Source organism: Pseudoduganella buxea (genome assembly GCF_009720835.1).
Lineage (GTDB): Bacteria > Pseudomonadota > Gammaproteobacteria > Burkholderiales > Burkholderiaceae_D > Rugamonas > Rugamonas buxea.
Map to the genome: position 1 here is coordinate 54164 of NZ_WNKZ01000017.1, position 21050 is coordinate 75213.

Annotated in this window: 21 protein-coding genes; 8 read left to right on the forward strand and 13 right to left on the reverse strand. The window is 66.0% G+C overall.

Going from position 1 to position 21050, the window contains the following annotated elements; translation table 11 throughout:
• Positions 1-73 precede the first annotated feature (73 nt).
• The 3 genes from GM672_RS08615 (at position 74) to GM672_RS29160 (ending at position 2275) form a co-directional block, all read left to right on the forward strand.
• Entirely contained in the window at positions 74-1207 is a 1134-nt protein-coding gene (locus GM672_RS08615) for a ribosomal protein uL16 3-hydroxylase (protein WP_155470111.1), read from the forward strand.
• 16 nt (positions 1208-1223) lie between these two features.
• Positions 1224-1694 (forward strand): DUF7931 domain-containing protein, encoded by a 471-nt coding sequence (locus GM672_RS08620; RefSeq protein WP_155470112.1) that lies wholly within the window; start codon positions 1224-1226, stop codon positions 1692-1694.
• Positions 1695-1993: 299 nt separating this feature from the next.
• Positions 1994-2275 (forward strand): hypothetical protein, encoded by a 282-nt coding sequence (locus GM672_RS29160; protein ID WP_170299987.1) that lies wholly within the window; start codon positions 1994-1996, stop codon positions 2273-2275.
• 91 nt (positions 2276-2366) lie between these two features.
• Here the strand turns inward: GM672_RS29160 and GM672_RS08630 are convergent, their stop codons facing one another.
• Positions 2367-3005, reverse strand: coding sequence for an NAD(P)-dependent oxidoreductase (locus GM672_RS08630; protein ID WP_155470114.1), 639 nt, complete (start codon positions 3003-3005; stop codon positions 2367-2369).
• Between the two features lie 115 nt (positions 3006-3120).
• On the opposite strand from GM672_RS08630, the gene GM672_RS08635 reads away from it, so the two are divergent.
• Positions 3121-4023 (forward strand): LysR family transcriptional regulator, encoded by a 903-nt coding sequence (locus tag GM672_RS08635; RefSeq protein ID WP_155470115.1) that lies wholly within the window; start codon positions 3121-3123, stop codon positions 4021-4023.
• A gap of 42 nt (positions 4024-4065) precedes the next feature.
• Here the strand turns inward: GM672_RS08635 and bamC are convergent, their stop codons facing one another.
• The 9 genes from bamC to GM672_RS08680 all read right to left on the reverse strand — a co-directional run bounded on the left by bamC (position 4066) and on the right by GM672_RS08680 (position 12447).
• Positions 4066-5190 (reverse strand): NlpB/DapX family lipoprotein, encoded by a 1125-nt coding sequence (gene bamC, locus GM672_RS08640; protein ID WP_155470116.1) that lies wholly within the window; start codon positions 5188-5190, stop codon positions 4066-4068.
• 131 nt (positions 5191-5321) lie between these two features.
• A complete protein-coding gene (gene dapA / locus GM672_RS08645; RefSeq protein ID WP_155470117.1) occupies positions 5322-6200 on the reverse strand; it encodes a 4-hydroxy-tetrahydrodipicolinate synthase in 879 nt (292 codons plus the stop codon).
• A gap of 90 nt (positions 6201-6290) precedes the next feature.
• The gene (locus tag GM672_RS08650; protein ID WP_155470118.1) at positions 6291-6890 is read right to left on the reverse strand and encodes a class I SAM-dependent methyltransferase; all 600 of its coding nucleotides are present in this window, start codon (positions 6888-6890) and stop codon (positions 6291-6293) included.
• Between the two features lie 65 nt (positions 6891-6955).
• Positions 6956-8158, reverse strand: coding sequence for a tryptophan--tRNA ligase (locus tag GM672_RS08655; protein WP_155470119.1), 1203 nt, complete (start codon positions 8156-8158; stop codon positions 6956-6958).
• Positions 8159-8170: 12 nt separating this feature from the next.
• The gene (locus tag GM672_RS08660) at positions 8171-8842 is read right to left on the reverse strand and encodes a site-2 protease family protein (RefSeq protein WP_155470120.1); all 672 of its coding nucleotides are present in this window, start codon (positions 8840-8842) and stop codon (positions 8171-8173) included.
• 89 nt (positions 8843-8931) lie between these two features.
• Positions 8932-9555: an L-threonylcarbamoyladenylate synthase gene (locus tag GM672_RS08665; protein ID WP_155470121.1), complete on the reverse strand. Its 624-nt coding sequence runs from the start codon at positions 9553-9555 to the stop codon at positions 8932-8934.
• A 12-nt stretch (positions 9556-9567) separates the two neighbouring features.
• Entirely contained in the window at positions 9568-10443 is an 876-nt protein-coding gene (gene htpX, locus GM672_RS08670; RefSeq protein WP_155470122.1) for a protease HtpX, read from the reverse strand.
• A gap of 148 nt (positions 10444-10591) precedes the next feature.
• On the reverse strand, positions 10592-11422 hold the full coding sequence (locus GM672_RS08675) for a 3',5'-nucleoside bisphosphate phosphatase (protein WP_155470123.1): 831 nt from the start codon (positions 11420-11422) through the stop codon (positions 10592-10594).
• Positions 11423-11571: 149 nt separating this feature from the next.
• Complete coding sequence (locus GM672_RS08680; RefSeq protein WP_155470124.1) at positions 11572-12447, reverse strand: alpha/beta fold hydrolase; 876 nt, start codon at positions 12445-12447, stop codon at positions 11572-11574.
• 160 nt (positions 12448-12607) lie between these two features.
• Between GM672_RS08680 and GM672_RS08685 the strand changes: the two genes are divergently transcribed.
• The gene (locus GM672_RS08685) at positions 12608-13132 is read left to right on the forward strand and encodes a gamma carbonic anhydrase family protein (protein WP_155470125.1); all 525 of its coding nucleotides are present in this window, start codon (positions 12608-12610) and stop codon (positions 13130-13132) included.
• Between the two features lie 3 nt (positions 13133-13135).
• A complete protein-coding gene (gene hslO / locus GM672_RS08690; protein WP_155470126.1) occupies positions 13136-14077 on the forward strand; it encodes an Hsp33 family molecular chaperone HslO in 942 nt (313 codons plus the stop codon).
• A gap of 112 nt (positions 14078-14189) precedes the next feature.
• Here the strand turns inward: hslO and GM672_RS08695 are convergent, their stop codons facing one another.
• Genes GM672_RS08695 through GM672_RS08705 form a run of 3 tightly spaced genes read right to left on the reverse strand, consistent with a single transcriptional unit; the run spans position 14190 to position 17469 of the window.
• Entirely contained in the window at positions 14190-15092 is a 903-nt protein-coding gene (locus GM672_RS08695; RefSeq protein ID WP_211517341.1) for a TauD/TfdA family dioxygenase, read from the reverse strand.
• Between the two features lie 23 nt (positions 15093-15115).
• Entirely contained in the window at positions 15116-16696 is a 1581-nt protein-coding gene (locus GM672_RS28905; RefSeq protein ID WP_155470128.1) for an AMP-binding protein, read from the reverse strand.
• The gene (locus GM672_RS08705) at positions 16693-17469 is read right to left on the reverse strand and encodes a thermostable hemolysin (protein ID WP_170299988.1); all 777 of its coding nucleotides are present in this window, start codon (positions 17467-17469) and stop codon (positions 16693-16695) included. The genes GM672_RS28905 and GM672_RS08705 overlap by 4 nt, the downstream gene beginning before the upstream one ends.
• Positions 17470-17758: 289 nt before the next feature.
• Here GM672_RS08705 and GM672_RS08710 point away from each other — a divergent pair, with 289 nt between their 5' ends.
• Positions 17759-20143, forward strand: a complete 2385-nt coding sequence (locus tag GM672_RS08710; RefSeq protein WP_155470130.1) for a TonB-dependent receptor — start codon at positions 17759-17761, stop codon at positions 20141-20143.
• 11 nt (positions 20144-20154) lie between these two features.
• A partial coding sequence (locus tag GM672_RS08715; RefSeq protein WP_155470131.1) for a glycerophosphodiester phosphodiesterase family protein occupies positions 20155-21050 on the forward strand: 896 nt, incomplete at its 3' end.

A 21050-nucleotide genomic window follows, 5' to 3' on the forward strand; every position in this document is an offset into this window, starting at 1 on the left:
ACCCCCAGCGGCGCGCCACGTTTGCCGTGCCGGACGCTTGCGTCCCCCTGCCGCGCCTCCCTTATAATATCGCATGAAAAAAAGTTCTCCGCTCCGCCTCCTGGGCGACATCACGCCGGCGCAATTCATGCGCGATTACTGGCACAAGAAACCCCTGCTGATCCGCCAGGCCGTCCCCGGCATGCAGCCCCTGCTGCCCTTCGATGAGCTGGCCGCACTGGCGACGAAGGACTATGTCGAGTCGCGCCTGGTGACGATGACCGACGGCCAGTGGGACATGCAGTACGGCCCCCTGCAGACGCTGCCGCCCCGCAGCCAGCCGGGCTGGACCATGCTGGTGCAGGGCGTCAACCTGCAAAACGACGCCGCCGACGCACTGCTGCGCCAGTTCCGCTTCGTGCCCGATGCCCGCCTGGACGACCTGATGGTCAGCTTTGCCACCGATGGCGGCGGCGTCGGGCCCCACTTCGATTCCTACGATGTGTTCCTGCTGCAGGCCGAAGGCCAGCGCCGCTGGCAGATCTCGCCGCAGAAGGACCTGTCGCTGGTCGAAGGCCTGCCGCTGAAGATCCTCAGCAAGTTCGAGCCGGCCGAGGAATTCGTGCTGGAGCCGGGCGACATGCTGTACCTGCCGCCCCACTATGCCCACGACGGCGTCGCCATCGGCGACTGCCAGACCTATTCGATCGGCTTCCGGGCGCCGGCCTACCAGGAACTGGGCGAAGCCTTCCTGCAGTTCATGGCCGATTCGATCGACCTGCCGGGCCGCTATGCCGATGCCGACCTGGAACCGTCGGGCAAGCCGGCCGAGATTCCCCAGCATATGATCGGCACCATCGCGGACGAGCTGAACAAGATGCAGTTCACGGAAGACGACTTCACCATCTTCCTGGGCGAGTACCTGTCCGAACCGAAGCACAATGTCTTCTTCACGGGCCCGGAAAACCCCTTGCCGGCCGGCCGTTTCGCCCAGAGCGCGGCGAAAAAGGGCGTGACCCTGTCGCGCAAGACGCAGATGCTGTACCGCGGCAAGAACGTCTTCATCAACGGCGAGTCGTTCGCCATCAAGCGGGCCGACAAGGCGGCACTGGAAACCCTGGCGAACGAGCGCAAGCTGGACGGCGTTGCCGTGGCGGCTGCTTCCGAGGACGTGATGGAAGCGCTGTATGCGTGGTATACAGACGGCTGGCTCGAGTTGACCAAATAAACAAGGGGAGTCCGGCATGGCGGCGCAGCGCTTCGACACCCGGGCCGGGTTCCAGGCCCAGCTCGATACCCTGCTGGGCCGCGCACGCGTCACCCTGCAGATGTTCGATCCCGACTTTGGCTGGTGGGACCTGGGCAGCACGCGCAATGACGCCCTGCTGCGCGCTTTCCTGCGCGGCGGCGGCCGGCTGCAACTGGTGGCGCACAGCAATGCCCGGCTGGAACGGGACGCGCCCCGCTTCCTGGCCCTGCTGGCCGACTACCGCCACCTGATCGACTGCCGCGTGACGAACCGCCCGTTGAAGGGCCTGACGGACTCGTTCTGCATTGGCGACGGCCACGACATCGTGCGCCGCTTCCACGCCGATTTCTTCCGCGGCGATGCAGATTTCGATGCGCCTTCGTCAACCCAAACGAGCTTGGAGCGTTATCAAGGTATCTGGGCCGAGAGCATGCCTGGTTTGCATGCAAATGTGACTGGCTTATAAGCTGGAAAACAGTACAATCTCGACCGTTCGACAAGATGTTTTGAGTTGGTGCCGGTAAAGCTGCGTAAAAGTAGTGCAGGCCTTGTAACTTTGGTATTGCGCTTCTGCAAAATAGTTATGATTTCGTCCTGTGCTACTATTGCGACGCACCAAGAATCGCTATAATATTCGGTTAGGAAGTTTCCGTTGTCAGGGGCACCATATGGTCCGAACGACCACGAAACGCCCTAATGAGCGATAATTACCGGTAATTATTCATCGCAACATTGTTTAATTTGTGAATTAATTAAGGAAAACAAATGAAAAAATCCCTGCTGATCGCCTCCCTGCTGGCCGTTGCTCTGGCTGCTTGCTCGAAAAAAGAAGAAGCTCCAGTTGCTCCAGTTGCAACCCCAGAAGCCACTGCTCCTGCTGCTGACGCTACCGCTCCAGTTGCTGCTCCAGCCGCTGACGCTGCTGCTCCAGCCGCTGCTCCAGCTGCTGACGCTGCTGCTGCCGCTTCGGACGCAGCTGCTGCTGCTTCGTCGGCCGCTTCGGCTGCTTCGGAAGCCGCTTCGGCTGCCGCTGCTGCTGCCAAGTAATTGGTCGCATGGCCATCTTCGGATGGCCTGATGAAAAAAACCGCCTTCGGGCGGTTTTTTTTCGTTTGGGCTTTGAATCCGGTTACGCCGATCAATACGCGACAGCGAACCGCGTCCTGGAATGGGCCGGCGTTTCCAGCTCATCCAACATTGCCACGGCATAATCGGCCAGCGAAATATGGCTGCCGCCCGCGGCATCCGTCAGCAACTGGTCCTTGCCTAGCCGAAAAACGCCCGTGCGCGGGCCTGGCTCGAGGTGGGCGGCCGGACTCAGCATGGTCCAGTCCAGGCCCTGTTCCGCCTGCAGCAGCGCCAGCGCCTGGCGCGCACCTTCGGCCGTGGCCTTCCATTGGGCCGGAAACGCCGGCGTGTCGACCAGTTGTACGCCCGGCGCCACCTCCAGGCTGCCGGCGCCGCCCACCACCAGCAGGCGCGGCACGCCGGCCGCCTTCGTCGCGGCGATCACGGCTGTGATGCCCTGCACATAATAGTCGTACACGTCAGCCTGGGCGTGGCCGCTGAAGGCACTGACGACGGCGTCCATGCCGCGCAGCCGCTCCGCCAGTGCGGCCTGGTCCAGCACATCGGCACGCACGGCTGTCACACCTGTCCTGCCGGCCAGTTTTTCCGGGCTTTTCACGAGAGCCGTCACGTCGTGGCCTCGAGCCAGTGCTTCTTCCAGCAGGGCCGAGCCGACATAGCCGGTGGCGCCGATCAATGCGATTTTCATCTTGAATCCTTTCAGGTTGCGAGACGGTCATCATGCACTCTGGCGTTGATACGATAAACGGATCAGTTCATAATTCATTCATCCGAAATTCTTAATAATCTTCCTGCCAACTCCGATGCTGCCCGGCCAAATCGACTTGAATGACCTGATCGTCTTTGGCGCCGTGGTGGAGGCGGGCGGCTTCACGGCCGCCGCCGGGCGCCTGGGGGTGGCGCCGGCCAAGGTCAGCGTGGAAGTGGCGCGGCTGGAAAGCCAGTTGGGCGTCGCCTTGTTTACCCGCACGACGCGGCGGGTGGCGCCGACCGAGGCGGGCCACGCGCTGCATGCGCGCTGCGCCCCGCTGCTGCACCAGCTGCAGGCGGCCATCGACACGGTGCATGCGCCGACGGCGGCGCTGACGGGCAGCCTGCGCATCACGGCGCCGATCGACCTGGGCAGCCAGTCGGTGGCACCTGCCCTGAGCCGCTTCGCCGCCCTGCACCCGACTCTCGCCATCGACCTGCGTTCGGCCGACCGCATCGCCGACCTGGTGGCCGAAGGCATCGACGTGGCGATCCGCATGGGCTGGCTGCGCGACTCCAGCCTGCGTGCCGTCAAGCTGGGGGAATTCGACCAGTACATCGTGGCCGCACCCGCCTACCTGGCGCGGGCCGGCATGCCGTCCGTGCCGGAAGACCTGGCGGCGCTGGACTGGGTGGCCATGACGCGCCTGCCCGCCCCGCTGACGTGGACCTTGACGGGCTCCGGCGGGGAGCGCCGCACCGTGCAGATGCGCTCGCGCATCAAGGCCGATTCCGCCGGCGCCCTGCGCGCGATGCTGTGCCATGGGGCCGGCATCGGCATGCTGGACCAGTACAGCGTGGCGGACGACCTGGCCACCGGCCAGCTGGTGCGCGTGCTGCCCGGCTGGCAGGCAGAGCGGGGCGGCACTTATGCCGTGTTGCCGCCGGGACGACACACGGGCCGCAACGCCCAGGCCTTCGTGGCGTTCTACCGCGACTACCTGCAACAGGCGTAAAAAAACCGGCCGGGGCCGGTTTTTCGTTTGGCGACGGACCGCTTATTTCAGCTGTTCCTGCAGCAAGGTCAGGATCTTCTCGGCCGTCGGCGTCGCGTCCGGCTGGCCCTTGTTGTCCTGCACCGTGACCTGACTGGTGTTGCCGTCGGCGGCCGCCTTGACGACGATGCGGTAGCGTTGCGCTTCCTTGTCCGCTTCCGACGAACCCCAGCTGAACAGGCGCTTGAAGAAGCCCTTCTTCTCGACCTGGTCGGCCACGTAGCGCACGAAGTACACGCCCTGCACGCGGTCGCGGTCTTCCACCGTGAAGCCGGCACGGTCCAGCGCCAGGCCGACCCGGCGCCACGAGCGGTCGAAGCCTTCGTCCGTCTCGACGTGGCGGCTGGCGCCCTCGCCTTTCAGGAACGCATGCAGCGGCTGCACGATGGCGTTGTCGACGGCCGTCTTCGCAACAGCCTGGTCGGTGCCGCCAAGCTTCGTCATCAGGCGGGCCAGGAACAGCGCTTCCAGGTTCGGGTCGGTGGGACGCATGGTCCACGTGGCGATTTCCTTCTGCGGTCCCGTCAGCACTTCCTCGGCGCCACGGTGGCTGATGAAGATTTCGGTGGTGCCGTCGGCATTGCGTTCGACGCGGGTGCGGAACTTGTCGCGCTCGCCGCTGGAATAGGCCGAATCGAAGACCTTGCCGATCGTGCTGCGAATGAAGTCCTGGGGAATCTTGGCGCGGTTTTCGTTCCACTCCGTTTCCATCACGCCGGCCGTTGCGTTATCGAGCGACAGGGTGAAGCCATTGTCTTCCCAGAACGACTTCAGCTGCGGCCACAGCACGTCGGCCGGCTGCTTGACGACCAGCCAGCGCTGGTTGCCGGCGCGGACCACGCGCACATTATCGTTGCCGGTGCTGGCCACGTCGTTGCCGGCCGGTGCGGCCGCAGCCGGCGAACCGGCTGCGGGCGTACCGCCCTGCATGCCGGCGCGCTGGGCCGCATAGCCCGAGGCGGTGGCGATGCCGCTGCTCGAGTCAGGCAAGGCGTAGCGGTTGTCTTTTTGCAGCTGGGTCAGGTCGGGCGGTACATCCAGCGTGACGGCTTTCTTGGCCGATTTGTAGTCCACCGTGCTTTTGCCGACGACCGATTCAACCATGCCGCAGCCGGTCAGGCTGAGCATGAGCGCGCCGAGCACGATCCCGCCTTGCGGGGTAAGAGAAGCTTTCTTTGTCATGTGCTTACTGAGTAGAAGCTGAAAACCAGCTGGAATCTTCCTGACATGCGCGGGCCCTGCGGCCCGCCGTCCGGGCTTTACTGCAATACGCCGGCGTCGCGCAGGGCGGCACGCACGGCGGGGTGGAACTCTTCGGCGAGGGGCACCAGGGGCAGGCGGATGCCGGCTGGCATCTTGCCCATTTCCGCCAGGGCCCATTTGGCTGGCACGGGATTCGGTTCGACGAACAGTTTCTGGTGCAGCGGGAAGACGCGGTTGTTGATCTCGATGGCCTTGGCGATCTCGCCGTTCATGGCAGCGGCGCACAGCTCGGCCATCGCACGGGGAGCTACGTTGGCCGTGACGGAGATATTGCCCTTGCCGCCGGCCAGCATCAGCGCCATGGCCGTGGGATCGTCGCCCGAATAGACGGCGAAGTCGCTCGGGGCCAGGCGCAGCAGGTCGAGGCCGCGGCCGATATTGCCGGTGGCATCCTTGACGCCGACGATATTGGCGATGGCGGCCAGGCGCAGGATGGTTTCGTTGGACATGTCCGCGACCGTCCGGCCGGGCACGTTGTACAGGATCACGGGCAGGTCCACCGCTTCGGCAATGGCCTTGAAGTGGCGGTACATGCCTTCCTGGGTGGGGCGATTGTAGTAAGGGACCACTTGCAGGGTCGCGTCCGCGCCGGCTTCCTTGGCGAAACGGGTCAGTTCGATGGCTTCGGCCGTCGAGTTGCCGCCCGTGCCGGCGATGACGGGAATGCGCCCGGCCACGCGGTCGACGCAGGCCTTGACGAGCGCACAGTGCTCTTCCACGGTGACGGTGGCCGATTCGCCCGTCGTGCCGACGATAACGATGCCATCCGTACCTTCGGCGATATGCCAGTCGATCAACCCGTCAAGTGCTTCGTAGTCGAGACTGCCGTCTGCGTGCATCGGGGTAACGATTGCTACAATGCTGCCCTTAATCATAGGAAAACCTATTGCTAAAATTATTAAAACGTCGATTGTAGACGATAGCCTGTGCCTGTGGTGGTTTTCAGGCTGGAATCAATCTTCCAGTCAAGCTGTACCACCTGCCAGCAGCGCGGCCTCCCTTGGGAACTCCACCTTGACGGCGCACATGCGCTGGACCATGGCTTGTTTCGGGTGGTTAACGATGCCATCCTCGAAAGCGATGACACGCAGGCCATGCTGACGAGCCACTTCCAGCAGTTCGCCCGCCTTCAGCAGGAAATCCGGATTACCCGGCTTGCCGAAAGCGGCATTGCCGTCCGCAAATGTCTCGTAGATCAGCACGCCGTTCGCCGCCAGGCTGCCGATCATGCCCGCCAACAGGGGGCGATGCAGATAGTTCGTCACGACGATGCCGGCAAAGCGGTTCGGGCCGAAGGGCCATGCATCGCCCTCGCCTTCCAGGTCGATTTCGCTGGTGACGATGCCGGGGCCGGCGGCGGCCGCCAGCATGGCCGGGTCGCGGTCCACCGCAACGACGGCATGGCCCAGCGCGGCCAGGTGGCGCGCATGACGCCCTGCGCCGCAAGCCAGGTCCAGCACTTCGCCGCCCGGCACCAGGGGCGCGAAGCGCGCCACCCACGGGGAGATCACGTCGCCTGCGGCCCGGTTGCTTCCATCCGTCACATCGTTCTTTGCATCGTTCATTCAGTTCATCCGCTGGTAAAAGTCGCACTGGTAAAAGTCGCGCTCGTAAAAGTCGTCCCGCCGCTTCACGTGTAATCCAGGCCCATCGCCTCGCGCACGTCGCGCATGGTTTCCTGCGCCAGCTTGCGCGCCGTGTCGACGCCGTCGGCGACGATGGCACGCACCAGCGACGGGTCGTCCAAATAAGGCTGGGCCCGCTCCTGCATGGGTTCCAGCTCCGCCACGATGGCATCGATGACGGGTTGCTTGCATTCCAGGCAGCCGATCCCGGCCGAGCGGCAGCCCCTGGCGGCCCACTCCTGCGTCGGCGTATCGGAATATACCTGATGAAACTGCCAGACGGGACAGCGGGCCGGTTCGCCCGGGTCCGTGCGGCGCACCCGCGCCGGGTCGGTCGGCATCGTGCGCACCTTCTGCGTCACGCCCGCCTTGTCCTCGCGCAGGCCGATGGCGTTGCCGCCGCTCTTGCTCATCTTGCCGCCGTCCAGGCCCGGCAGGCGCGCCGTCGCCGTCAGCTGCGCCTGCGGTTCCACCAGGATCAGCTTGCGGCTGCCTTCCAGGTAGCCGAACAGGCGCTCGCGGTCGATCATGGACAGGCTGCCGGCCTCGTCCAGCATGGCCTTGGCCTGGGCCAGCGCCTCGTCGTCGCCGTTCTGCTGGTACTGGGTGCGCAGCTCGTTGTACAGCCGGGCGCGCTTGCTGCCCAGCTTCTTCACCGCATCCTGGGCCTTCTGCTCGAAGCCGGGTTCCTTGCCGTACAGGTAATTGAAGCGGCGGGCGATCTCGCGCATCATTTCCACGTGCGGCAGCTGGTCCTCGCCCACGGGCACGGCGCTGGCACGATAGACCAGCACGTCCGCCGCCTGCAGCAGCGGGTAGCCGAGGAAGCCGTACGTGGCCTGCTCGTGCGGGGCCAGATTGTCGACGCGGTCGCGGTAAGCCGGCACGCGCTCCAGCCAGCCCAGCGGCGTGGCCATCGACAGCAACAGATGCAGTTCGGCGTGCTCGGGCACGCGCGACTGGATGAACAAGGTGGCCTGGCTGGGGTCGACGCCGGCGGCCAGCCAGTCCACCATCATTTCCCACGCGGCCTTCTCGATGATGGACGGGTCGTCGTAGTGCGTCGTCAGCGCGTGCCAGTCGGCCACGAAGAACAGGCAGGGCTGCTCGGCCTGCAGCCGGATCCAGTTCTTCAGCGCGCCGTGGTAATGGCCCAGGTGCAAACTGCCCGTGGGACGCATGCCGGAGACGACGCGGTCGGGATACATGGCGACGCGACGTCAGTACAGCAGCGCGGTGAGGGGCATGACCAGCAGGCCGATCAGCGCTATCAGGCCACGCACCAGGCTCGTCAGCAGCGAGCTGAGGATGCCCGAATACATCAGCAGGATCAGCGCGATGAAGATGTAGGGCGTGTACTGCTCGATGCGGGCATAGCGGCGCGCCAGCGGATCGGGCAGCATCGCCGTGACGACCCTGCCGCCGTCCAGCGGCGGTACCGGCAGCAGGTTGAACACGCACATGACGGCATTGACGATGACGCCCCCCTGGGCCATGCCGATCAGGAACGGTTCGGTAACGTGCATGGCGTTGAGCAGGATGCCCCAGGTGGCCCACGCCAGCGCCATGGCGAAGTTGGAGGCCGGGCCGGCCGCGGCCACGAAGCCCATCTGCTTCTTCGGGTTGCGCAGGCGGCTGTAATCGACCGGCACGGGCTTGGCATACCCGAATGGCATCTGCAGGAAGTAATACGTCAGCAGCGGCAGCACGACGGTACCGAAGGGGTCGATATGGCTCAAGGGGTTGGCCGTCAGCCGGCCCTGCTCGCTGGCGGTGGGGTCGCCGAAATAGCGCGCCACGTAACCGTGCGCCGCTTCGTGCAGGGAAATGGCGAACAGCACGGGAATGGCGTACAGCGCGACATTCCGGATTACCAGGTCGAATTCACTCATGGGAAAATTTTACCAGACCGGCAAGGACGGCCTGGCGGGGGCTCCGGGTTGGGGGTGTAAGGGTGGGATGCAGATACGGGCAAAGGCGGTCACAGGCCCAGGGTGGCGGGATCGCCCCGGCCCACGCGCACCAGTTCCGGCTCGTCACCCGTCAGGTCGACCACGGTCGTCATCGCCATGCTGCAGGCGCCGCCGTCGATGACGAGGTCGAGCTGCTTGCCGATGCGTTCCTGGATCGCTTCCGGGTCGTTCAGCGGCTCCTCGTCGCCCGGCAGGATCAAGGTCGACGACAGCAGCGGCTGCTCCAGCTCGCGCATCAGCGCCTCGACGATGGGCGTTTCCGGCACGCGCAGGCCGATGGTCTTGCGCGACGGGTGCGACAGCCGGCGCGGCACCACACGGGTTGCTTCCAGGATGAACGTAAACGGGCCCGGCGTGCCCAGCTTTAACAGGCGGAACTGGCGGTTGTCGACCCGCGCATACACGCCGATCTCGGACAGATCGCGGCACAGCAGCGCCAGGTGGTGCTTCTCGTCGATGCCGCGGATGCGGCGCAGGCGCTCGACGGCCGCCTTGTCGTCCAGGTGACACACGAGCGCGTAGCAGGAATCGGTGGGCACGGCGACGACACCGCCGCCGTGGATGATCTGGGCCGCCTGCTTGATCAGGCGGAGCTGGGGATTTTGCGGGTGGATCTGGAAGTATTGACTCATGGATTCCTGTGCTTAGCGGATCGCCTGAAGGGCGGCGATGCGCTGTTCGAATGGTGGGTGGGTGGAGAACAGCGCCGACCAGCCGCCGCCGCCCGTGATGCCCGAGGCCGCCATATTCTGCGGCAACGCGCCCGGCTCCATGCCGCCCAGGCGGGCCAGCGCGTGCTGCATCGGCACGGGGCTGCCCAGCAGCTGGGCCGAACCGGCGTCGGCACGGAACTCGCGCTGGCGCGAGAACCAGGCCACGATGATCGAGGCCAACAGGCCGAACAGGATCTCGCAGACGAACACCGTCACCATATAGCCGATGCCGGGGCCGCGGTCTTCGTTATTACGCAGCAGGACCTTGTCGACGAAGAAGCCGACGATACGGGCCAGGAACACGACGAAGGTGTTGACGACGCCCTGGATCAACGTCATCGTTACCATGTCGCCGTTGGCGATGTGCGCCACTTCGTGGCCCAGCACGGCCTCGACCTCGTCGCGATTCATCGACTGGAGCAAGCCCGTCGACACCGCCACCAGGGCCGAATTCTTGAACGCGCCCGTGGCGAAGGCATTCGGTTCGCCGTCATACACGGCCACTTCCGGCATGCCGATGCCGGCGCGCTGGGCCAGGCCGTGCACGGTCGCCACGAGCCACTGCTCGGTGGAGTTCTGCGGCGTGTCGATGACGCGCGCGCCCGTCGACCATTTCGCCATCGGCTTGGAGATCAACAGCGAAATGATGGCGCCGGTAAACCCGACCACCAGCGAAAACGCCAGCAGGCTGCCCAGTTGCAGCTGCCCGCCCGCGCCGGGGCGGCCGATGCCCAGCAGCGACAGCACAATGGACAGCACCAGCATCACAGCCAGGTTGGTCGCGATGAAGAGGACGATACGTTTCATTTTTCTCTGCTCCGTTGGACGGATTAAGCGTTAACTATAGGACAAGTATATGGCGGCAATAAGACACCCGCCGTCGAGTGCGAAGGTGGCGGCGCCGCGGTCGGAATACAAGGCCGGCCGGGCTTAAATTGCCCTTAAGAAATTCTATTCAGAACCAGTCGTGCCAGACGGGCGTGACGTTGCCCGGCAGCGGCGGCAGTGCGGCGAAATCGACGCGGGCCTCGCCCGGGGCATGGAAGTCCGTGCCGCGCGAAGCGAGGAAGCCGTAGGCATTGGCCAGCTGGGCATACACGGGATACTGGTCCGGCGTATGGCTGCCCGTCACCACCTCGATGGCGGCGCCGCCCAGCTGCTTGAATTCGTCGAACAGCACGCCCTGCTGCATTGCGTTGAAGCGGTAGCGGCCCGGGTGCGCGATGACGGCAATGCCGCCGGCACCCCGGATCCAGCCCACCGCGTCCTGCAGGCTGGCCCAGCGGTGCGGCACATAACCCGGCTTGCCTTCGGACAGGTATTTGCGGAACACTTCGCCGATATTGGCGCAGTAACCCTCCTGCACCAGGTAGCGGGCAAAGTGCGTGCGCGACATCAGGGCCGGATTGTCGACATAGCTCATGGCGCCCTCGTAGGCGCCGGGAATGCCGGCCTTTGCCAGTTGCACGCCGATCTCGCGCCCGCGCGCATCGCGCCCGGAGCGTGTCGCCTCCAGCCCCTGCAGCAAGCCGGCATCGTTTTCGTCGATCTGCAGGCCGACGATGTGCACCGTCTCGCCGCCCCAGGTGATGGAGATTTCCACGCCGGCCACGAAGCGCATGCCCTGTTCGCCGGCCGCAGCGCGCGCGGCGGCGGTGCCGCCCACCTCGTCATGGTCGGTGAGCGCCCACACGTCGACGCCGCCCTTGCGCGCATGGGCCGCCACAAGGGCGGGCGGCAGGACGCCGTCGGAGACGTTGGAGTGGCAGTGCAGGTCTACTTTCATGGCGGTTTGGCGGCTGGATCGGGCAACGTTGAACGAAGTTGCATTGTACGCTGCCTGCCGCGCCACTGCCGCGCCACTGCCGGTCCTGGCCCGTCAGGCGACGAATTTCAGGCCACGAAGTTCAAGCCACGAAGTTCAAGCCACGAAGTTCAAGCTAGAAACTCGCCGATCATGGCCGCCAGCAGCGCCGGCTGGTCGTGGTGCAGCATATGGCCTGCATCCGGCATCATCTTCGGCGTCACGTCGGCGATATGGGCCATGCGGCGGTCCACCTCGCGGCGCCCTTCCTCACGCCCGCCCATCCACAGCCACATATTGGTGTCCTCCGCCTCGACCCACAGCACGGGCGCCGTGATGCGGCGCCAGCATGCCAGGATATCTTCCACGTGGTATGGCAGCGGGCTGCCCTGCTTGTGCACCGGGTCGCCCAGGATTTCCCATTCGCCCGCATCGTTCTGCGCCGACCAGTGCCCGGCCAGGAAGGTGGCCCGTTCGTCCGTCAGGCGCGGATTGGTCTTTTGCAGCCGGGCCGCCACGGCCGCCTCGGACGGGTAGGCCCGCATCACGGGCGGATCGATCAGTTCGTCCAGCCACCTGGCATACTTGCCCGGCGCGTCTTCCGGCACGGCCGCCTTCAGGCCGAAGCCTTCCAGGTTGATCAGGCGGCGAATGCGTTCGGGCCGCACGCCCGCGTAGATGCCGACGATATTGCCGCCCATGCTGTGGCCCAGCAGGTTGACAGCCCCTTCCGGCTGGTAGTGGCGCAGCAGCGCATCCAGGTCGGCCAGGTAGTCGGGGAACCAGTAGGTGTCCGTGCCGGGCCGCTCGGTCAGGCCGAAGCCGCGCCAGTCCGGCGCGATCACGTGCCAGTCGCCGTCCAGGTGGTCGACGACGAACTGGAACGACGCTCCCACGTCCATCCAGCCATGCAGCATGAAGATCTTGGGCGCGCCTTCGCGGCCCCAATGGCGCACGTGGGTGCGCAGGCCGCGCACGGTGAGGAATTCGGAACGGGAAGCTTTCATGGGTGACTCGTCTTGAAATTGCCGCGAGGAGCGCAATATGCGCCCCTTACCATCGGGAAAAGCTTATATTAGCACGACCGTTCTAAATTTGAACGGCGCCCGGCGTTGCCGCCCGAGGGCGTAAAATACCGACACTATTTTTCCCTCGACAAGGACAGTCATGGCCATATACCAGCTGGGCGAGCATGTGCCCGCGATCGATGCCTCCGCATTCGTTGCCGACAGCGCCACCGTGATCGGCAAGGTCACGCTCGACACCCACAGCTCGGTATGGTTTGGAGCCACCCTGCGCGGCGACAACGAGCGCATCACGATCGGCCCGGGCAGCAATGTCCAGGAAGGCACGGTGATGCATACCGATATCGGCCATCCGCTGACGATCGGGGCGAACGTGACGATCGGGCACCAGGCCATGCTGCACGGCTGTACCGTCGGCGACGGCGCGCTGATCGGCATCCAGGCCGTGATCCTGAACGGGGCGAAGATCGGCAAGGGCTGCCTGGTGGGTGCCGGCGCCCTCGTCACGGAGGGGAAAGAATTTCCCGACAATATGCTGATCATCGGTTCGCCCGCGAAAGCCGTGCGTGAACTGTCGGCGGACGATGTGGCGCGCCTGCTGGCCAGCGCCGACAGCTACGTGCAGAGGGCACAGCTGTTCAAGACACAACTCAAAAAGATTGGATAAAGCATGACCCAGGATACGCTGCAAAAATTTATTTTCGACAACGCCGCCGTACGTGGCGAGCTGGTCGACATTTCCGCCACGTGGCGTGAAATCCAGACCCGCCATGCGTACCCCGTCGCCGTCAAGCGGCTGCTGGGCCAGATGGTGTCGGCCGCCGCGCTGCTGTCGGCCAACCTGAAATTCAACGGCTCCATCGTCATGCAGATCCACGGCGACGGCCCCGTGCGCCTGCTGGTGGTCGAATGCGATTCGCAGCTGCGCATGCGCGCCACGGCCAAGGTCAACGAAGGCGAGACCGTGGCCGACGATGCCGGGCTGATCGCGCTGCTGAACCAGCACGGCAAGGGCCGCTTCATCATCACGCTGGACCCGGCCGAAAAGGTGCCGGGCCAGCAGCCCTACCAGGGCATCGTGCCGCTGGACGGCGACGACGTGTCCACCGTTATCGAGCACTACATGCTGCGCTCGGAACAGCTCGACACGAAGCTGTGGCTGGCGGCCGACGACAACACGGCGCGCGGCCTGCTGCTGCAGAAGCTGCCCCTGCATGGCGGCAAGGCCGAAGCCAACCCCGTCAGCCAGGAAGACGCGCTGGAAACGTGGAACCGGGCCGTGCTGCTGGGCTCGACCCTGAAGCAGGAGGAAATGCTCACCACCACCATCGACGTGCTGATGCAGCGCCTGTTCTGGGAAGAGACCATCCGCGTGTTCGACCCCGTCCACCCCAGTTTCCACTGCACCTGCAACCGCGAGAAAGTGGGCAATATGCTCAAGATGCTGGGCCAGGAGGAAGTCGAGGCGGCGCTGGCCGAACAGGGCAAGCTGGGCATCAACTGCGATTTCTGCGGCAAGCACTACGACTACGACGCCGTCGACTGCGCCCAGCTGTTCGCCAGCGATGCACCGGCCGAGGCGCTGATCCACGCCACCGAAGCGAAGCACTGAAGCCACGAACCCGCGAAACCGGGGACAGTCCCCTGTTTCGTGGCAAGCCTTCCTGACATCCCGGCGCTCGGCCGGGATTCATCCTCCGTTCCCTTCCCGCCGTCAGATCCCTTCAGTAATAGCTCAGCGCGTTGTAGATGGTGCGCCGCGTATCCTCGATGCGGCGGCGGCCGTGCATGACGCGGGCATTGTCGATGACGACGATGTCGTTGTCCTGCCAGCCCACGTCGACCGTGTGCCGCTGGCAGACGTCGTCCAGCGCCGCACGCATCGCGTCCGACAACGGCGTGCCGTCCGCAAACGTGATCCGGGGACGCTCGTAGTTGAACGACGGCCCGAAGATGCTGTTGGCAAAAGCCGGCACGCCGGGGCTGAACGGCGAACGGTGCAGGACCGGCGGCGTGCGGAAGCTGTATGTGACCGAGTCGTCCTCGTTCAGCTCGACCTGCGTCGTGCCGCTGGCGTCAACAAGGCCCAGCAGGCGCTGGAAGCAGGTGCGCGTGTCCGCCGCTTCCTGGCCGTCATCGGATGCATGCCGTACGTAGTTCTTCCACAGCTCCACGCCGACGCTGCGCGTATACACGATGTCCTGGGACAGTGCCGCGCGCATCTGCGGCGACAGGTCGCGGTACACGGCGGCACCGTCGCAGACGGTGGTCTGCGATCCCACGGCCGGGGCCTGCGTGCAGAAGAACCAGCACAGGTCGGGCCACAGGGGGCTGTTGCCGTTCTCGCAGTGCAGGCCGATGGCGTCCATGCCCGCATCGACCTTCTGCGCCAGCACCTTGCCGTCCTTGTCGTGGAACTGGCGGGCCGGATCGAGGCTGATGCGGCTGCTGTGGGCGCGCACCAGGTCCGAGAAGCCCTGCACGTCGCACGCGAAGCCCCGCAGCACGATATAGCCGTGGCGGCCCAGCCAGTTGGCCAGTTGCGCCTTGTCGATCGAGGCCAGGGCATCGCCCGCCTCCGCTTGTACCACCAGACCTGCCTGGGAAGAATGAGCTGCAGTTTGCACGTGGTTCTCCAAAAAAAAATAAATTAAGGTTGATGAGTGGCGGTGGCACCAGCCTTGGCGCGCACATGGCGCTCCACGTCCTGGCGGCGCGGCCGGCCCGTGACGGTGAACAGGCTGGCCCGCAGGGCCGGCGCATCGGCCTCGAATACAAAGGTGCTGGCGCGTTCGACGCCGGAGAGCCAGCGCTCGCCATGGCGTTCCAGTTCGTGCCGCAGCCTGGCCTGGTCGACGCCGGGGGCCGTCAGCACGTAGGCCGACAGCGTTTCCTGTCCTTCGCCCAGCAGCACGATGTCGGCGACACCGGCCACGCTGCGGTACGAGGCCTCGGCCGGCTCCGGCGACACGTTGCGGCCGTGCGCCGTGATGATCAGGTTCTTCTTGCGGCCGATGATCGTGATGAAGCCGTCGGCATCGATCTCGGCCAGGTCGCCCGTCCATAGCCAGCCGTCGGCATCGGTATGGCAGGCGCTGGGATCGCTGCCGCTGTAGCCGGCGAACAGCGAGGCGCTGCGCACGCCCAGCTCACCATCCGGCCCCAGCTTGCACTCCACGTGCGCCAACGGCTTGCCGACGCTGCCGATGCGGTTCTCGGCCCGCGTGTTCCACGATACGACGGAGCTGTTCTCGGACAGGCCATACCCTTGCAGCACGGTGATGCCGCGCGCGTCCAGCCGCCGGATCGTGTCGGCGGCGACGGGCGCGCCGCCGGCCGCGATCAGCGGCGCCGTGGGGCGGCCGAACAGCGCCTCGCACAGGGCCGCCGTGTCCAGGTCCGGCAGACGGTCCGCCGCCATGGCCAGCGCTTCCACCAGCGACGGCGGCAACGTCACCGCACTGGGGCAGGCACGCCGCAGCAGCGCCAGCTTGTCGGCGGCGACGGCGCCCGGATCGCCCAGCGGCGCTTCGCCCACCGGCGGCAGCACGACGGTGCCGCCTGCGGCGAACGGCATGTACAGCGCCGTCACCTGTTCGATGAGGAGGCTGAACGGGACCAGGTTCAGGTAGCGCACATACTCGTCCCGCGAGGCGTGGCGCCACAGCGACGCGAGCAGCGCATCCAGGCCGTTCACGCGTATCCGCACCCCCTTGGGCGCGCTGGTGGTACCGGACGTGTGGATCACCTTGCAGACCCGGTCTGCCTGCGTGCCGATGGACAGCGCACGGGCCGTCACGGTGGCGGCGTCTTCGACCAGTTCGCCGATCGACAGGCACGGCATCGACTGGAACGCCTGCGGCGCGGCGGCGCGCCATGCCTCGAAACGGCGCAGACCTTCGTCGTCGGTCAGTACGACGCTGCACGCACCGAGCAAGTGGGCTGCCTGCTCGGCGCTGAACGCCAGCGGCACGGGCACCTCGACGTGTCCGCCCATCAGCAGGGCCAGGTCGGCCTCGATCCAGGCGACGGAGTTGGCGGCCACCAGGCCGACGGTGCTGCCCGGCGCGCACCGCGCGGCAAGTGCCGCCGCCAGCGCGTTGCTTTCTTCAGCCAGCGTGCCGTAGGTGACGTCCCGGCCCGGCGTCACGGTGCCGCCCAGCTGGACGATCGCCACGTCGCCGGCGCGTTCGCGCATCGTGGTGCGGATGCTGTCGATGAAGTGCGTCATGCCGCCACCCCCATCGGCGCGGCTGCGACCAGCTCCTGTCCACCGTCGGCGATCTCGGCGGCCAGCAGGTGCTGGTTGTAGCGGCAGCAGACGGAATCGAAGAACTCGCCCAGCACATCGACGCGCAGCACGCCCGTCATCGGCCGGGTGTCGTAGTACGTCCCCCAGTTAACGCCTGGCACGACCGGCAGCCGGGCCGGATCGGCCGCCGTCAGCGGATGGAAGTGCAGCTTCATCGTGCCAAAGCTGCGCTGCAGCTTCGTCGTGGCGGTGCACAGCACGGCGCGCAGGCCGAGATACCAGCAGACCAGCGGCAGCGCGCGCATCAGCTCCGCGCCGATCGAAGGCTCGATCGTGGCCAAGGTCGACACCTCGGCGACATCGCGGCGGGCCACGTCGCGCTGGAACACATCGGCCAGCATCTGCGGCAGCGATGCTTCCAGGTAGTGCTCGGAAAACAGCGGTGCCCGGCCGGCGAAGGACAGCCCGGCGCAGGCGATGGCCGCGCCGCTTGCCAGGTCGATGCAGACGATAAAGCGGTGCGGACGGGGCGCGATGGTGGCGCCGTAGGCGCGCAGGTAGACGGCCCGCGCCAGCTCGACGGCGGCGCCATAATAGCGGTCTTCCGGGCCGACCAGCTTGAAGACCAGGGAACGATTGCCGAGTTCGAGCTGGAATGCGAGGCCCCCGGCTGTCGACGGTCCAATGGCGGGAACCGCGGGGCTTGCGGACTGGATGTTCATTACGTTGTCGTTGGCTGCAGGTGTATTCATGTCATTCCCTGGTTGTTCAGTGAGACGCTGGAAAGTGGTGGACGAACAGGCCTTCGTCCCGGCCTGGTTGCAGAGGAATCGCAACCAACGACGTGCATGGTATAGAACGAATGTTTGCCAAACTGAGGGGATTTTTCGGAGATTTGTATCGCTTCGTCGGGGTGTCGCAACGATATGTCCGGCAGATTTTTTCACCTGCCGGCGCGGCGGCGCATGGCAAAACGTCATGATCCCGTCATATCGGCCCGTTACGCTGCGCGTCTTTACTTTGCATGGACAGGCAGAACAGATGAACAAGAACCTGAAGGTGGCGGCGGCATGCGCAGCCCTGGCGCTGGCCCCGCTGGCGATGGCGGAAAACGTGGCGGCGGCCGTCGCCAACATGGCGGCCCCGGCGGCGGCGGATGGCGTGGACGCCGATGCGGCGGCGGCCGTCGGTCCCGTCGCCACGGTGGAAATCGTCACGCGCCGCACGCGCTCGTCGGTGGCGCTGAAGCAGGACGAGATCCAGAAGATCCTGCCCGGTATCAATCCGCTGAAGGCCCTGCAGACGCTGCCCGGCGTGAACTTCCAGACGGCAGACCCGTGGGGTAACAACGAACAGAATCTGTCGCTGACGGTGCACGGCTTCTCGGGCCAGCAGCTGGGCTACACGATGGATGGCGTGCCGCTGGGCGACCAGCAGTACGGCAACTACAACGGGCTGTCGCCGCAGCGCGCCGTGATCTCGGAGAACGTGCGCGGCGTCGTGCTGTCCTCGGGCGCGGGCGACCTGGCCACGGCGTCCACCAGCAACCTGGGCGGCACCATCGAGACCTTCTCCAGCGACCCGCTGGCCGAGCGCAACTTCGCCGCGCAGCAGACGCTGGGCAGCCACAAGACGTCGCGCACCTTCCTCCGCTATGACACGGGCCGCTTCGGCGACAGCCGCGCCTACATCTCCGCGCTGCACCACGAGGCGCGCGCGTGGGACTTCGCGGCACGCCAGGGCGGCGACCAGTTCAACGCCAAGTTCGTCAATGACAATGCCACCGGCAAGCTCACCCTCTTCTTCAACTACAGCGACAAGATCGAGCCGAACGAGGACAGCACGGTGCACGTGGCGGGCGAAACGTCGGCACCGTACACGCGGCCCTTCATGTACCCGGACTTCCAGGCCGCCCTGGGCTACCTGTCGCCCACGGGCGCCACGCCGGCGGCGGAAGGGAACAACTACCGCAACTACTACAGCGATGCCCAGCGCGAGGACTACCTGGGCTACGCCCGCTACGAGTGGAACATCGCCGACAACGCCACCTGGACCAACCAGGTCTACTACCACTACGACGACGGCGTCGGCGTGGTGGCCGGCCCCATCGGCGTGGCCGGCCTGCCGGCGCTGTTCGCCGTCTACTACCCGAACCAGAACCTGAAGCAGGTGTTCGGCAATTCCGGCTACGCCACGCGCACCACGGAATACCAGATCAACCGGGCCGGCGTGCAGTCGATCCTGCGCGTGGAACTGGGCGCGCACAAGCTGCAGGGCGGCGTCTGGTTCGAGCACAATGAATCGCAGGCCTACCGCCGCTGGTACGCGCTGGACGTGAACAATCCCAGCACGCCTTACCAGCGTCCGAAAAATTCCCTGATCACGCAGTACGGCAGCGAGATCGAGAACAAGGTCGTGCAGCTGCACCTGCAGGACGAGTGGCAGGTGGCGCCGAACCTGGTGCTGCAGGGCGGCTTCAAGTCGAGCCTGCAGTTCGCCCGCGGCGACTTTCCCGTGCAGCCGAAACGGGGCGCCATCGCCGGCGGCTCCACGGCCCTGCCGGTGGGCGATATCGACACGAAGAAATGGTTCCTGCCGCAGCTGGGCGCGCGCTGGGACCTGAACGCCCAGGACCAGGTCTTCGTCAACCTGCAGAAGAACATGCGCCAGTTCGTCACCTACGGCGGCGGCGGTGCCTCGCCGTGGAGCCTGGCCAGCCAGCAGGCCTTCGACCTGTTCAAGGCCACGGCCAAGCCGGAAACCTCCGTCACCTTCGAGGCCGGCCTGCGCGGCAGCCGCAGCTTCGACGGCATCGTGTCCGGCATCGACGGCCAGGTCAGCGTCTATCACGTCAACTTCAAGAACCGCCTGCTGACGATCAGCCCGACCCCGGTGATCTCGTCCATCATCGGCGGCAATCCCGTGCTGGCCAACGTCGGCAGCGTGAAGACCGATGGCGTCGACCTGTCCGGCACCGTGCACTTCGGCCGCCGCTTCTCGTTCTACAACGCGCTGTCGTACAACCGCTCGAAGTACGACGACAACTACAGCAACGGCGCGGCCACCGTGCCCACGGCCGGCAAGGCTATTCCGGGCAGCCCGGAGTGGATGGACAAGTTCGTCGCCACCCTGAACCTGGGCGCGGCCGAGATCGGCCTGCAGGGCGAGTACGTGGGCAAGCGCTACGCCACCTACACGAACGACCTGTCCGTGCCAAGCTACTTCCTGATGAACCTGACGGTGGGCGGCAAGCTGCCCTTCCTCGACGGCCGCTGGATGAAGAACGCGCGCTACCGCGCCACCGTGACGAACCTGGCCGACCGCACCGGCAGCCTGAATGTCGTCGTCGGCGCGGCCGACAAGACCTACAATACCTTCCCGATCCCGCCACGCCAGGGCTTCCTGACCGTGATGGCAGACTTCTGATGAGGGCACCCATGAGTGAATCGATCCTGCCGCGCCGCCACCTGTCGCGGCGCCGCTTCATCGCCGCCGCCGGCGCCACGGCGGGTGCCCTGCTGCTGCCGGGCGCGCATGCCGTGCCCGCCAGGGCGCTGGTGTTCGCGCACCGGGGCGCTTCGGCCCTGCGGCCCGAGCACACGCTGGCGGCGTATGCCAAGGCCATCGCCGACGGCGCCGACTTCATCGAACCGGACCTGGTGTGCACGAAGGACGGCATCCTGGTGGCGCGCCACGAGGCCGACCTGACCGAGACGACCGACGTGGCCAGACGCAGCGAGTTCGCGTCGCGCCGCACCCGCCGCACGCTCGACGGCGAACGACACGACGGCTGGTTCGTCGACGACTTCACCCTGGCCGAACTGAAGACCTTGCGCGCCATCGAGCGCTTGCCCCAGTCGCGCCCCGGCAGCGCGCGCTACGACGGCATGTTCCAGCTGGTGACGTTCGAGGAGGTGATCGACTTCGTGGCAGCCCAGTCGGCCGTCACGGGGCGCCTGATCGGGCTGGTGCCGGAACTGAAAAGCTCGACCTACTTCGCCGCGCGCAAGCTGGCGCTGGAGGACCGTTTCATCGCCACCCTGGCGGCGCACGAATACACGCGGCGGGCGCCGGTCGAGATCCAGTCTTTCGAGGTGGCCAACCTGCGCTACCTGCGCGAGAAGCTGGGCAAGCGGGCCAACCTGCGCCTGATGCAGCTGGTCGGCGTCGGCGCCACCCGGCCCAGCGACGTGGCCGCGGCCGGCGGCAAGCTGACGTATGCCGACATGGCGACGCCCGCCGGCCTGCGCGATGTCGCCGCCTATGCCGACATCTTCTCGCCGCCCACGCGCGCCCTGATCCCGCTGCGCCCGGACGGCCGGCTCGACGCGCC

Bases quoted from the DNA above. Each gene is read 5' to 3' on its own strand.
- GM672_RS08655 (WP_155470119.1), bottom strand. From the start codon at position 8,158: ATGTATCCCGACCGCGTCGTCTCCGGCATGCGTCCCACGGGCAGTTTG.
- hslO (WP_155470126.1), top strand. From the start codon at position 13,136: ATGACCCAGGATACGCTGCAAAAATTTATTTTCGACAACGCCGCCGTA.
- htpX (WP_155470122.1), bottom strand. From the start codon at position 10,443: ATGAAACGTATCGTCCTCTTCATCGCGACCAACCTGGCTGTGATGCTG.
- GM672_RS08615 (WP_155470111.1), top strand. From the start codon at position 74: ATGAAAAAAAGTTCTCCGCTCCGCCTCCTGGGCGACATCACGCCGGCG.
- GM672_RS08710 (WP_155470130.1), top strand. From the start codon at position 17,759: ATGAACAAGAACCTGAAGGTGGCGGCGGCATGCGCAGCCCTGGCGCTG.
- GM672_RS29160 (WP_170299987.1), top strand. From the start codon at position 1,994: ATGAAAAAATCCCTGCTGATCGCCTCCCTGCTGGCCGTTGCTCTGGCT.
- GM672_RS08665 (WP_155470121.1), bottom strand. From the start codon at position 9,555: ATGAGTCAATACTTCCAGATCCACCCGCAAAATCCCCAGCTCCGCCTG.
- GM672_RS08705 (WP_170299988.1), bottom strand. From the start codon at position 17,469: ATGAATACACCTGCAGCCAACGACAACGTAATGAACATCCAGTCCGCA.
- GM672_RS08660 (WP_155470120.1), bottom strand. From the start codon at position 8,842: ATGAGTGAATTCGACCTGGTAATCCGGAATGTCGCGCTGTACGCCATT.
- GM672_RS08680 (WP_155470124.1), bottom strand. From the start codon at position 12,447: ATGAAAGCTTCCCGTTCCGAATTCCTCACCGTGCGCGGCCTGCGCACC.
- GM672_RS08620 (WP_155470112.1), top strand. From the start codon at position 1,224: ATGGCGGCGCAGCGCTTCGACACCCGGGCCGGGTTCCAGGCCCAGCTC.
- GM672_RS28905 (WP_155470128.1), bottom strand. From the start codon at position 16,696: ATGACGCACTTCATCGACAGCATCCGCACCACGATGCGCGAACGCGCC.
- GM672_RS08675 (WP_155470123.1), bottom strand. From the start codon at position 11,422: ATGAAAGTAGACCTGCACTGCCACTCCAACGTCTCCGACGGCGTCCTG.
- GM672_RS08635 (WP_155470115.1), top strand. From the start codon at position 3,121: ATGCTGCCCGGCCAAATCGACTTGAATGACCTGATCGTCTTTGGCGCC.
- GM672_RS08650 (WP_155470118.1), bottom strand. From the start codon at position 6,890: ATGAACGATGCAAAGAACGATGTGACGGATGGAAGCAACCGGGCCGCA.
- dapA (WP_155470117.1), bottom strand. From the start codon at position 6,200: ATGATTAAGGGCAGCATTGTAGCAATCGTTACCCCGATGCACGCAGAC.
- GM672_RS08630 (WP_155470114.1), bottom strand. From the start codon at position 3,005: ATGAAAATCGCATTGATCGGCGCCACCGGCTATGTCGGCTCGGCCCTG.
- GM672_RS08685 (WP_155470125.1), top strand. From the start codon at position 12,608: ATGGCCATATACCAGCTGGGCGAGCATGTGCCCGCGATCGATGCCTCC.
- bamC (WP_155470116.1), bottom strand. From the start codon at position 5,190: ATGCTCAGCCTGACCGGCTGCGGCATGGTTGAATCGGTCGTCGGCAAA.